6 protein-coding genes and 1 pseudogene are annotated in these 12067 nt (G+C 70.0%); 2 read left to right on the top strand and 5 right to left on the bottom strand.

What is annotated here, in order from left to right; genetic code table 11:
* Positions 1-49: 49 nt before the first annotated feature.
* Both PIQ37_RS03935 and PIQ37_RS03930 read right to left on the bottom strand, forming a co-directional pair.
* A complete protein-coding gene (locus PIQ37_RS03935) occupies positions 50-850 on the bottom strand; it encodes an N-acetylmuramoyl-L-alanine amidase (RefSeq protein WP_342072446.1) in 801 nt (266 codons plus the stop codon).
* A gap of 85 nt (positions 851-935) precedes the next feature.
* Complete coding sequence (locus PIQ37_RS03930) at positions 936-3722, bottom strand: TonB-dependent receptor plug domain-containing protein (protein ID WP_342072445.1); 2787 nt, start codon at positions 3720-3722, stop codon at positions 936-938.
* A gap of 342 nt (positions 3723-4064) precedes the next feature.
* Between PIQ37_RS03930 and PIQ37_RS03925 the strand changes: the two genes are divergently transcribed.
* Both PIQ37_RS03925 and PIQ37_RS03920 read left to right on the top strand, forming a co-directional pair.
* A complete protein-coding gene (locus tag PIQ37_RS03925; RefSeq protein WP_342072444.1) occupies positions 4065-5459 on the top strand; it encodes a C40 family peptidase in 1395 nt (464 codons plus the stop codon).
* The gene (locus PIQ37_RS03920; protein ID WP_342072443.1) at positions 5456-6559 is read left to right on the top strand and encodes a dipeptide epimerase; all 1104 of its coding nucleotides are present in this window, start codon (positions 5456-5458) and stop codon (positions 6557-6559) included. The genes PIQ37_RS03925 and PIQ37_RS03920 overlap by 4 nt, the downstream gene beginning before the upstream one ends.
* Positions 6560-6880: 321 nt before the next feature.
* On the opposite strand, the gene PIQ37_RS03915 is transcribed toward PIQ37_RS03920, so the two are convergent.
* From PIQ37_RS03915 to PIQ37_RS03905, 3 genes and pseudogenes are all read right to left on the bottom strand, one after another.
* Complete coding sequence (locus PIQ37_RS03915; protein ID WP_342072616.1) at positions 6881-7888, bottom strand: glycoside hydrolase family 43 protein; 1008 nt, start codon at positions 7886-7888, stop codon at positions 6881-6883.
* Positions 7883-9406 (bottom strand): annotated as a pseudogene (locus PIQ37_RS03910) (MFS transporter); the annotation flags it as partial. The pseudogene PIQ37_RS03910 and the gene PIQ37_RS03915, both read right to left, overlap by 6 nt.
* Positions 9372-12065, bottom strand: a complete 2694-nt coding sequence (locus PIQ37_RS03905) for a glycoside hydrolase family 3 protein (protein ID WP_407136861.1) — start codon at positions 12063-12065, stop codon at positions 9372-9374. The pseudogene PIQ37_RS03910 and the gene PIQ37_RS03905, both read right to left, overlap by 35 nt.
* Between the last annotated feature and the right edge of the window lie 2 nt (positions 12066-12067).

Here is a 12067-nt window from a genome sequence, read left to right as displayed (position 1 = left end):
ACAGGCGTGCACGCCGCCGGGACCGGCACCGACGCCGCAGCGCCCCGGCTCAGGGTGCGTCCGGCTCCATCGCCGGGACCGGCTGCGGCCGCGCCAGCAGCGGCTGGGTCAGCGCGTACAGGATCCGCAGGTCTTCGTCGTCGAAGGCGGTGGCGTCGTTGCCGCGGTAGTGGTGATGGAAGGCGCGCAGGGTCGCCGCACGGTCGTCGACCGGATAGCCGATCAGCGCCAGCGCCTGCCACGGATCGAAGCCGGGGGGCGCCGGCGGTGTATCGGCGGCCGGCCAGCGGCCGAAGCCGGCGTCGGCCAGTCGCTTCCACGGGAACAGCGGACCCGGATCGACCTTGCGCGAGGGCGCGAAGTCCTCGTGGCCGACCACCTGGGTGCGCGGGATGCGCAGGCGCGTGCACAGGTCCTCGAGCAGCACCAGCAGGCTGGCGATCTGTTGCGGCGCGAACGGGGTCTTGCCGTCGTTGTCCAGTTCGATGCCGATCGAGGCGGAATTGATGTCGGTGATGCTGCCCCAGCGCCCGGCGCCGCCGTGCCAGGCACGGTCCTGGTCGGCGACCAGTTGGTAGCGCGTGCCGTCGCGGCCGATCAGGTAGTGCGCACTGACCTTGCCCTTGCTGTTGTGCGAGCGCAGCGTATCCAGGCTCTGCTGCACCGAGTGCTGGTCGGTGTAGTGGATGACGATCAGGATCGGCCGGCGCGCGTCGTAGTTCGGCGACGGCACCCAGGTGGCCAGCGGATTGCGCTGCGGCGCGTGCGCGCAGGCCCCCAGCAACGCGAGCGTGGCCAGCAGCAACAGCCGGCGCACGGCGGACAGGGACGGCACGGGAACGCGGGTCATGGACACTTCCTGGTCGGGGACGCACAAGCGTACGCAATCGGCGCGGCGGCGGCGTGCAAGCGCGCGTCGACGGCCACGCGCACGCTCAGAAGCGGTAGTTGAAGTTGACATACCACTGCCGGCCGATCGCGCTGTACACGCGCGGGAAGTACGGCCAGGTGGTGTAGGTGTCGTCGCGCGGGTGCAGCGCGTCGAACACGTTGAGCACGCTCAGGCCCACGGTGGCCTTGTCGGTGATCTGCTTGGCGAGGTCGAGGTTCCACACCAGGTAGGGCGCGACCCGGCCGCGCTCGGCATAGTCGGGCCGCGAGCCGTAGCGGTAGCCGTACACGCTGGCCGACCAGTCGCCGCGGCTCCAGTTCGCGCGCCAGTTGCTGCGCGTGCGGAACGCCAGGTAGTCGACGTCGTTCATCACGTCCACCGGGCGCGCGCCGGCGAACTGCGCCACCTCCATCCGCAGCACCCGGGTCAGCCCGCCCTGCAGGCCGAGCGTGCCCCAGCCACCGAGATCGAGGTCGTAGCGCAGGCTGGCGTCGATGCCGTCGGTGCGCATCAGCGACTGGTTGATGGGAAAGGTCTTGAACGCGGTGATCTGGCCTTCGCTGGTCAGGTCGGTGCCGGGGCTGCGCGTGACCGCGTCCAGGTAGAAGCGGCAGGCCACCGAGGCGGTGTCCACCGCGGCGCCGGCGCGGTCGCGGCCGAGCAGGCAGTTGGCGTTGTTCTCCAGCAGGGTTTCGCTGGAGATGGCTTCGACCCGGCCCTTGAGTTCGATGCGGTAGTAATCCAGGCTCAGCGACAACGCCGGCAGCACGTCCCACACCGCGCCGAACGTGGTCGACTTGCCGGTCTCCTCGCGCAGCAGCGGATTGGACGCCTGGGTGGAGAAGGTCTGGTACTCGTGCGCGCTCGCGCAGGCCGCCGACAACGGATCCAGGCCGTCGCGGCGGCACAGGTATTCGTCGACCACGGTGGGATTGTTGGCGCTGGTGCCGGCGTAGATCCACAGCAGGTCCGGCGCGCGGAAACTGGTGGCATGGCTGCCGCGCAGCAGCAGGGTGTCGAATGGACGCCATTCCAGGCCGGCCTGCCAGGTGGCCGCGCCATCGACCGCGGTGATGTCGTCGTAGGCGTCGTAGCGCGCGGCCAGGGTGGCGCTGAGGCGGCTGGCGATCGGCACGCGCAGCTCCAGGCCGGCGGCGTAGCGCTTGCGCGGGCCGCCGCCCGGCGTCTGGGTGAGGTTGTAGATGCGCTCGCTGCCGGTGTAGTCGACGGTGGTGCGCGGGTCGGGCTGCAGGTCGTAGGTCTGCCGCGCCGCTTCCAGCACGGTGGCGATCTGCACCATGCCCGCCGGCAGCTCGAACAGGTCGCCGCTGACCACGAACTGGGCCTGGTCGGTGGCCGATTCGCCGCGGCTGACCACCTCGGTGGTGAGCTGCTGGTACAGCGCCGGGCTGCCGGGCGCGAACAGCCGGTCCGGGCGCACGCGGCGGATTTCGGTGCCGTCCGGCCGATAGCCCAGCACAGGCCCGAAGTAATAATCGCGCACCGCGTTGGTCAGGAAGCGCGGGCGCCGGGTAGTGATGTCGTAGCGCGACAGCGACACGCTGGCATCCCAGTCGAAGCGCCCGTCGAAGGCCTTGCCGCGCACGCCGGCATTGAGGTTCCAGCTGCGCTCGTCGTAGTCGATGGTCTTGATCCCGCCGACCTCGTCCGGCAGGAAGATGCGCTGCGCGGTGACCAGGCCCAGGTCCGGATCGTAGGCGGTGAACGCGCCTTCGCCGATGTAGTAGTGGGTCTGGCTGGAGCTCTTGTCCTGCGAACGGTTGGCCAGCAGTTGCGCGTAGGCGACGACGTCGTGGCCGAGCTCGGCATCGCCGGCCAGGTAGGCGGAAGTCTTGCCGTAGCCGTTCTGTACCGAGCGCCCGGCGTAGTAGTCGAACGCGCCGCAGCGGTTGGACGCGGGCAGGCTGTCGCTGGTGCGGTAGGGACGGAACGCCGGATTGGTCGCGGTGCAGGCCGCGGCCAGCGCCTGCGGCGAGGTCGACAGCGTGCCCGCCTGCGGCCACAGATAGGTATTGCCGCGGCGCAGGTACACGCCGGAGATGGACACGTTGGGCGAGCTGGGATCGGCCTTGTTGGCCGGATGGTCGTCGTAGGAATCCATGAAGTCGCGCTGGCGGGCGACGATGGGTTCGCGGTCCAGCCGCTCGAAGGCGTAGGTGACACTCCAGCCGTCGCCGCGGCGTCCGCCGGTCCACTGCAGTTGCCCGCTGTCGCCACCGCCGCGGGTGGTGGTGCCGGCGCGCACGCGCAGGCTGTCGCCCTGGAAATCGCGCTTGGTGATGATGTTGACCACGCCGGCGACCGCGTCGGAGCCGTAGATGGCCGAGGCGCCGCCGCTCATCACCTCGATGCGCTCCACCGCCGCCGCGGGGATGCTGCCCAGGCTGACCGCGGTGCCGTTGGCGCCGTAGGGCTGCGGGTAGTCGGCCATGCGCTTGCCGTTGAGCAGGATCAACTGATAGCCCGGCCCCAGCCCGCGCAGGTTGAGGTACTGGCCGTTGGGCGAACTGCCGGTCTGGTCGCTTTCGTTGAAGGTGCTGCCGCTGAACTGGGTCAGCGTGCCCAGCGATTCCCACACCGTGCCGAAGCCCTGCTTGCGGATGTCCTCGGCGGTGATGACGGTGACCGGCACCGGACCTTCCACCTGCGCGCGGGCGATGCGCGAGCCGGTGACCAGCACCGCATCGAGATCGCGTGGCGTCGCGGCCTGTTCCTGCGCCGCGGCCGGCAACGCCGCGACCAGCGTCGTCAACGAGGCCAGCGCCACGCGCACGGACCGCAAGGGAAAAGGACGACGAACGATTCGCATGGGCACGCGGCTCTCCTGCATGGCGCGGTGGATGGCGCGAACGCCGCGGGCGCAGCCACGGCCGAGCGCCTGTCCCTGGCGTCCACGCGCACGGCGATGGCACGTGCACCGCACGCGGCCATCGTGTTGCGGGTTCCTGCATCTTGCCGAGCGGACGCGGCGCTGCCGTGCGGTGCTTGCACGTTCCCCAGCGCCATCGCCACGCGCCCCCTGTGCATTGGGATGTAACACGCGCTCGCAAAACCTGTCAACGCAGCGCCTTGACAGGAAAAAACCGGGAATCGAAGATCCTGGCGTCGGCGCGTGACATCCGCCGGCCTTCTTTCCAGACAGTGGGATCCCATGATCACGATGCGCGGCCTGTGCCTGTTGCTCGCCGCGGCGGCGAGCGGCGGCATCGCACCAGCACGCGCCACCGAGGCCATGCCGCTGCAGGCACAGCCGGCGCAGTTGCAGGCCGCGCACTGGATCGCGCGGCTGCCGGCGGCGTCGCACCCGCTGCTGGAGGCGGCGCAGCGCGCCGCGTTCAACGCCCGGCTGCTGCGCGACGATCCGTCGATGCACGATCTGGCTGCGCTGCCGGCGCACCTGCCTGGCGCGCAGGTGCGTACGCGGATCCTGGCGCTGTCGGCACCGCCGACCCGCACGCTCTACGACACCCGGGGCGGCGTCCTCGACGTCGCGCGATTGCAGGCGCTGCAGCGCGCGCTGGCGCTGGATGCGCTGCCGACGCAGGTGCAGCCACGCTACGCGCTGGTGGTGCAACGCGCCGACCTGCGGCGCTTCCCGACCGCCGAGCGCGTGTTCAGCGACCGCGCCGATCGCGACATCGACCGCTTCCAGGAATCGGCGCTGTATCCGGGCAGCCCGGTGGCGATCCTGCACGCCAGCGCCGATGGGCAGTGGCTGTTCGTGCTGGCGAACAACTATGCCGCGTGGATCGCCCGCGACCGCGTGGCCGAGAGCGACCGCGCCAGCGTGCTGGCGTACGCGCAGCGCACGCCGCGGCTGCTGGTCACCGGTGCGCGCGTGGCCACCGTGTTCACCCCGGAGCTGCCGGCCGCCTCGCAGGTGGCCCTGGACATGGGCAGCGCGCTGCCGTTGCTGCGCGACTGGCCGCCGCAAAACGTGGTCAACGGCCAGTCGCCGCTGGCCGCCTACGTGGTGCAGCTGCCGCTGCGCGACCGCGACGGACGCCTGCAACTGGTGCCGGCGCTGGTACCGCGCAGCGCCGACGTCGCCGAGGCGCCGCTGCCGGCCACGCCGCAGGTGCTGCTGCAGCAGGCGTTCAAGTTTCTCGGCGAGCGCTACGGCTGGGGCAACAGTTACGACGCGCGCGACTGCAGCGGCTTCGTCGTCGACCTGCACCGCAGCCTCGGCATCGACCTGCCGCGCAACACCGGCGACCAGGCGCGCAGTCCTGCGCTTGCGTCGGTGCCCTACACCGCGACCGACCCGCTGCCGCAGCGACGGCAGGCATTGGCGCAACTGCGCGTCGGCGACCTGGTCTACATCCCCGGCCACGTGATGCTGGTGATCGGCCACGAAGACGGCCGGACCTGGGTGATCCACGACGTGGCCGGCGCCAGCTACCGCGACGCCGCCGGGCAGGTGCAGCGCGTGCGCCTCAACGGTGTGTCGGTGACGCCGCTGGAACCGCTGCTGCTCGGCGACGGCACGCCCTTCATCGATCGCATCACCCGCATCCAGCGCCTGCGCGCACCGACCGCCGAATGAAGATCACCGAGATCCGCCTGGGCATGCTGCGCGTTCCGCTGAAGACCCCGTTCAAGACCGCGCTGCGCACGGTGCAGGCGATCGAGGACGTGGTGGTCATGGTCCACACCGACGATGGCCGGATCGGCCATGGCAGCGCCCCGGCGACCCCGCCGATCACCGGCGACACCCATGGATCGATCATCGCGGCCATCGAACGCTGCCTGGCACCGCGCCTGATCGGCGAGGACATCGCCGACCTGCAGCGCCTGCGCGGCCTGATCCAGGGCGCGCTGGAACACAACAGCAACGCCAAGGCGGCGATGGAGATCGCCGTGCACGACCTGTGGGCGCAGCAGCACGGCGCGCCGCTGTACCGCCTGCTCGGCGGCGGCACGCCGCAGCTGACCACCGACCTCACCATCAGCGTGAATGCCGTGGACACGATGGTGGCCGACGCGCTGTCGGCGCTGGCGCGCGGTTTCGTGGCGCTGAAGATCAAGATCGGCACCGATCTCGCCGAGGACATCGCACGGGTCAAGGCGATCCATGCCGCGGTCGGCGATCGCGCGCAACTGCGGCTGGACGCCAACCAGGGCTGGACGCCGAAGCAGGCGGTGCAGGCGATGCACGCACTGGAGCATGCCGGGGTGACGCTGGAGTTGCTGGAGCAGCCGGTCAAGGCAGGCGACGTGGACGGCCTGCAGTACGTGACCGAGCGCGTGCAGACCCCGGTGATGGCCGACGAAAGCGTGTTCTCGCCGGCGCAGGCGATCGCGCTGCTGCAGCGGCGCGCGGCGGACATCGTCAACATCAAGCTGATGAAGGCCGGCGGCCTGTCCAATGCGCTGCGCATCGCCGACATCGCGGCGGTGTACGGCGTGCCGTGCATGATCGGCTGCATGCTCGAATCGAGCATCGGCGTGGCCGCGGCGGCGCACCTGGCCGTGGCGCGCGCGGACGTCATCACCAAGGTGGACCTGGACGGGCCGTCGCTGGGCGCGTTCGACCCGGTGGTGGGCGGGGTGCAGTTCGACGAGGCGCAGATCCGCATCGGCGAGGCGCCGGGGTTGGGGATTCGCGATATCCAGGGGTTGGAGCTGTTGCCGCGGTTGGTGTAGCGGTGGTGCCGTGACGCGGGTGGCGCGAGGGGAGCCGCCATGCCACGAAGAGCCGCACCTGGATGCGGTGGCGGACACGAGGCCAGGCTCTCCCGCTTCCTTCGGCGACTGGAGGAAGTCTCCAATCACGATCGACAATGCACCCGTAGGAGCGGCTTCAGCCGCGACGGGCGTTCCCGGGAAGGCCTGTCGCGGCTGAAGCCGCTCCTACCAGGGACAGGGCGACCGGCGCAGCGCTCGGTGGTGATCGCGGCCTAGGGCGCCGGCGTGATCCGCCTTGCCACGGCCAGCGCCCGTGCAGCGTCGCTGGACATCAGCCTCTCAGCCGCCATAGGGATCGATGGTGCGAATGCTCCCATCCGGCTCGACGTGCAGCGGCGTGCACTTGACCGAGCGCAGGTGGGTCACGCCGCCGGACAACAGGGCGTCGTGGTAGAACAGAAACCAGCGCCCCTGGAACGCGCAGATGGAGTGGTGCGTGGTCCAGCCCACTACCGGCTTCAACAGCACGCCGCGATAGGTGAACGGGCCATACGGACTGTCACCAATGGCGTAGCACAGCAGGTGCGTGTCGCCGGTGGAGTACGACAGGTAATACCGGCCCTGGTCCTTGTGCAGCCACGGTCCCTCGAAGAAGCGGCGCGCGTGGTCGTCGGCGCGCAGCGGTTGTCCGTGCTCGTCGAGGATGACGATTTCCCGTGTGCGCTCCGCCAGCTGGGTCATGCCCGAGTCCAGCCGGGCGATGCGCGGGCCCAGTGCCGGCGCATCGCCTTCGGGTTCAGTGTGTGACCCGTCGTAGCGGTCGTCGCGGTACTTCTGCAGTTGCCCGCCCCAGATGCCGCCGAAGCACAGGTAGTGCGTGCCGTCGTCGTCCTCGAACACGGCTGGGTCGATCGAGTAGGTGCCCGCGATCGGCTCGGGTTCGGCGGCGAACGGGCCTTCCGGGCGATCGGCCACCGCCACGCCGATGCGGAACAAACCCTGCGTGTCCTTGGCGGGGAAGTACAGGTAATAGCGACCGTCACGATGGGCCGCGTCCGGCGCCCACATCTGCCGGCTGGCCCAGGGCACGTCGCGCACATGCAGGGCGACGCCGCAGTCGGTGACCGCGCCTTCCGGCGAGTCCATGCGCAGCACGTGGTAGTCCTCCATGCCGAAGTGCCCGCCGTCGTCGTCGAACGGCGCGCCGCTGTCGATGTCGTGCGACGGATAGAGGTACAGGCGTCCCTCGAACACATGGGCCGACGGATCGGCCGTGTAGATGTGGGTGACCAGCGGTTGTGAGATGGCGCGTGCCGCGAGGTTGCCCAGGTCGCTGAGGTCACTCACGTCGCTTCCCTCCCGCCGCGCCTGCAGGTCGTGTTCGATGCGACGTTCCATGCGCTTGTCGATCCGGTAGAAGCACAGCAACGCCACCGCGACCAGGAACGGAATGGCGCTATAGACGCTCACGGTCAGGCGGATGCCGTCCACTACGGCCTGCGGCTGCTGCGGCGCGCCCGCCTGGTAGCCGTGGTGCGCGAGGATGCCGGCGACCAGCGCGCCGCCGATGCTGAGCCCGATCTTCAGCCCGCACAGCATCGCCGAGAAGATGATCGCGGTGGCGCGGCGATGGTTCTTCCACTCGGAATAATCGGCGACGTCGGCGATCATCGCCCACAGCAGCGGGATGGTGATGCCGTAGCAGAACCCGTGCAGCATGAAGGCGCCGAAGGCCACGCCGATCGCGGTGGGCGGAAACACGTAGAACGCCAGCAGGAACACGGTGGAGACCAGCAGCGCGCCGCCGAAGGCATCGCGCTTGCCGAAGCGGTCGGCCAGGGGCCGCGAGAAGCCGATGCCCAGGATCATGCACAGGATGCCGCAGGCGTTGAACAGGCTGAAGGCCGAGGTCGCCGGATCCTGTGGCCAGGTGAAGCCGGACAGGCCCCATCCGCTGAGCAGCGCGTTCACGCCGCCGATGAAGCCGTTGAAGCCGGAGGCGTCGAGAAAGCCCGCCAGCGCGGCCTCGCTCAGGTAGTACTGGAAGTAGTAGATGTAGGTGCCGCCCTTCAGTGCCAGGTTGACGAAGACCAGCACGGTCAGCGCCAGCATCACCTTCCACGGCCGGTTGTGCAGCAGGTCGGACAGGTCCTGCAGCACGCCGGCGCTCTGTTCCTTGGCCGGCACGATGCGCTCGCGGGTGGTGGCGAAGGTGATCAGGAAGAACAGCGTGCCCACCACCGCGAACACCGTCATCAGGCGCTCGAAGCCGCGCACGTTGTCGCCGTCGCCCAGGATCAGCACCAGCGGCAACAGCAGCACCTGGATGATGAACTGCGCGATCATCACCGCCACGAAGCGGTAGGCCGACAGGCTGTTGCGCTGGGCCATGTTGCCGGTCAGCACCCCGCTGAGCGCCGAGTACGGCAGGTTGTTGGCCGCGTACACCAGCATCAGCAGGCCGTAGGTGGTCAGGGCGTACAGCACCTTGCCGCGCGCGCCGAGCTCCGGCGTACTGAAGGCGAGCAGCGACAGTACGCCGAACGGGATCGCCGTCCACAGGATCCAGGGCCGGAACTTGCCCCAGCGGGTGGCCGTGCGGTCGGCGGCAATGCCGATCAGCGGGGTGAACACGAAGGCGCCCAGCAGGCCGATCACGAAGATGATCGTTGCCGCCGTGGCGGCCGGCAATCGGTACACGTCGGTGTAGAAGAAGGCCAAGTAGGTGATCAGGGTCTGGAAGATCAGGTTCGCCGCCAGGTCGCCCAGGCTGTAGCCCAGCTTCTCCCGCACCGACAGCACGTGCACAGCGGTCTCCGCACTGCGGGACTCAGTCACGGTGCGCCTCCACGGTGAAGCGCCCATGCACGCGGGCATCGGCGCTGGAACCGCCGATCCGTACTTCGTAGCTCCCTGCCGGCACGACGTAGGTGCCACGCGCATCGTCGTACTGGCGCAGCGCCTGTTGCGCGTCCAGCTCGAAGGTCAGGGTCCGCCGTTCGCCCGGGGCCAGGCGCACGCGCTGGAAGCCGCGCAGCGCCTGCTGCGCGTCGCCGGGCGCGACCGCCAGCCGCCGCACGTACAGCTGCGCGACTTCGTCGCCGGCGCGCTTGCCGGTGTTGGCCACCTCCACCTGCACCTTGAGGCGTCCGTCGTCGGCGATGCGCGGTGCATCCACGCGTAGCTTGCCGTAGTCGAAACGCGTGTACGACAGGCCGTGGCCGAAGGGATACAGCGGGGTGCCGCGGAAGTAGCGGTAGGTGCGGCCTTCCATCGCGTAATCGTCGAATGCCGGCAGCGCCTGATCCGCCCTGTAGAACGTCACCGGCAGGCGGCCTGCAGGATTGACCTCGCCGAACAGCGCCTGGCCCACCGCGGTGCCGCCGCGCTGCCCCGGATACCAGCTCATCAGGATCGCCGACAGATGCGCCTGCGCCCACTCCACCGCCAACGCCGAGCCGCCGGTCAGCACCATCACCACCGGCTTGCCAGTGGCGTGCAGCGCTTCCAGCAAGGCGCGCTGCGGCGCAGGCAGGCGCAGGTCGGTGCGGTCGCCACCGGCGAAGCCCGGGTAGTCGACCTTCATCTCTTCGCCCTCGACATCGCCGGTCAGGCCGCCGACGAACACCACCACGTCCGCGTTGCGCGCGGCGTCGAGTGCCTCCTCGAACGGCGGCTTCGCGCCGGGCATGCGCCAGCCCAGGCGCACGCCGGCGTCGCGCTCGGCGTCGTAGTACTCCAGCTTCACCGGATAGGCGCGGCCCGCCTGCAGGTCCAGATCCACCCCGTCGGCGCGCATGCGGTCGCTGTCGGTCCAGTGGTCCAGCACCAGCTTGCCGTCCACATAGAGACGGAAGCCATCGTCGGCGGCCGCCTCGATCCGGTAGCGGCCCGAGACCGGCGGCAGCAGCTGGCCGCTCCAGCGGATGCTGAAATGATCGTTGGGAATGCCCTGCCCCGGCCCCGCTTCGCCACGCGCCAGCAGGTTGTCGGTCGGCGAGCCGCGGTCCCAGCGGAAGCCGATCTGCGCGTCGGTACGGACCAGCGCCGGCGTCCCCGACAGATCGGGCGTGCGGAAGTATTCGCCGCGCAGGCCGCGTTCCGGCGAATCCGCCGAGGGCCGCAGATAGGCCGCCTCGATCAGCGGCGTGGCGCCGGGATCGTCGCGCCCTTCGACCAGATCCACGCCGCGCGCGTAGCGCACCTCGATGCCCTTGGCCGCGTCGCGGATGCCCTGCAGGATGGTCACCGGCGCCGCCGGCGTGCCGAAGTAGTTGCCGAGCAAGGCCATGGTGTCGTCGGCGGTCGGGCCGACCACGGCGATGCGCTTGAGCGTGCGCGAGAGCGGCAGCACGCCATCGTTCTTCAGCAGCACCAGCGATTCCTGTGCGGCCTGCAAGGCCAGCGCATCGTGCGCGGGTGCCTGGTTCACCGAGGCGGGGATCCGCGCCCAGCGCACGCGCTCGGGCGGGTCGAACATGCCCAGGCGCATGCGCGCGGTGAACAGGCGCGTCACCGCGTCGTCGATCTCCGCTTCGCGGATGAGCCCCTGGCGCACCGCCGCCGGCAGCGTGGCGTATTCCTGGCCGCACTCCAGTTCGGTGCCGTTCTTGACCGCGAGCGCCGCGGCCGCCTCGCGACTGGGCGCGAGGTGATGATGCTTCCAGATATCGACGATGGCCCAGCAATCCGAGACCACGTAGCCCTTGAAGCCCCAGTCGCGGCGCAGCACGTCGCGCAGCAGGAACTGGCTGGCGCTGGCGGACTCGCCGTATACGCGGTTGTAGGCGCCCATCACCGCGTCCACCTGGCCCTCCTTCACCAGCGCCTCGAACGCAGGAAGGTAGGTGTCGTAGAGATCGCGCTTGCTGGGGCGGGCGTCGAAGTGGTGGCGGTCGGCCTCCGGGCCGCTGTGCACGGCGAAATGCTTGGCGGTGGCGTCGAGCTTGCGGTACACCGGATCGTCGCCCTGCAGCCCGTGCACGAAGGCCACGCCCATGCGCGCGGTGAGATAGGGATCCTCGCCGTAGGTTTCCTGGCCGCGGCCCCAGCGCGGGTCGCGGAAGATGTTGATGTTCGGCGACCAGAAGGTCAGCCCCTGGTAGCGGCCATGCGCGCCCTCGCGGAGGAACTGGTGGTGCTTGGCGCGTGCCTCGTCGCTGATGGTGGTGGCCACCTGCCCCATCAACGGCACGTCGAAGGTGGCGGCCAGCCCGATGGCCTGCGGAAACACGGTGGCCTGCCCGGCCCGCGCCACGCCGTGCAGCGCTTCGTTCCACCAGTCGTAGGCCGGCACGCCCAGGCGGTCGATCGCCGGCGCGGCGTTCTGCATCTGCGCCGCTTTCTCTTCCAGGGTCATCTGCGCGACCAGCGCCGCCGCCCGGGTCTCGAAGCTGGCGGAGGGGTCTTGCCACGGCGGGGTGTCTGCGGCGTGGCCGACGCCGGCCAGGGTGATGGCGGCGCACAGGGCCAGCGTGCGGAACAGGCGGCCACGAACGCCGCGACGAAAGGAAGACCTGCGCATCA

The organism is Xanthomonas protegens (genome assembly GCF_038442435.1).
GTDB classification, from domain to species: domain Bacteria; phylum Pseudomonadota; class Gammaproteobacteria; order Xanthomonadales; family Xanthomonadaceae; genus Xanthomonas_A; species Xanthomonas_A sontii.
The sequence above is the reverse complement of the archived record's forward strand: the minus strand, read 5'-3'. Positions and strand labels throughout refer to the sequence as shown.

What these genes read in the sequence shown, in the direction of transcription:
- PIQ37_RS03935 (WP_342072446.1), bottom strand. Translation starts at nt 850, where the DNA reads ATGACCCGCGTTCCCGTGCCGTCCCTGTCCGCCGTGCGCCGGCTGTTG.
- PIQ37_RS03925 (WP_342072444.1), top strand. Translation starts at nt 4,065, where the DNA reads ATGATCACGATGCGCGGCCTGTGCCTGTTGCTCGCCGCGGCGGCGAGC.
- PIQ37_RS03930 (WP_342072445.1), bottom strand. Translation starts at nt 3,722, where the DNA reads ATGCGAATCGTTCGTCGTCCTTTTCCCTTGCGGTCCGTGCGCGTGGCG.
- PIQ37_RS03905 (WP_407136861.1), bottom strand. Translation starts at nt 12,065, where the DNA reads ATGCGCAGGTCTTCCTTTCGTCGCGGCGTTCGTGGCCGCCTGTTCCGC.
- PIQ37_RS03920 (WP_342072443.1), top strand. Translation starts at nt 5,456, where the DNA reads ATGAAGATCACCGAGATCCGCCTGGGCATGCTGCGCGTTCCGCTGAAG.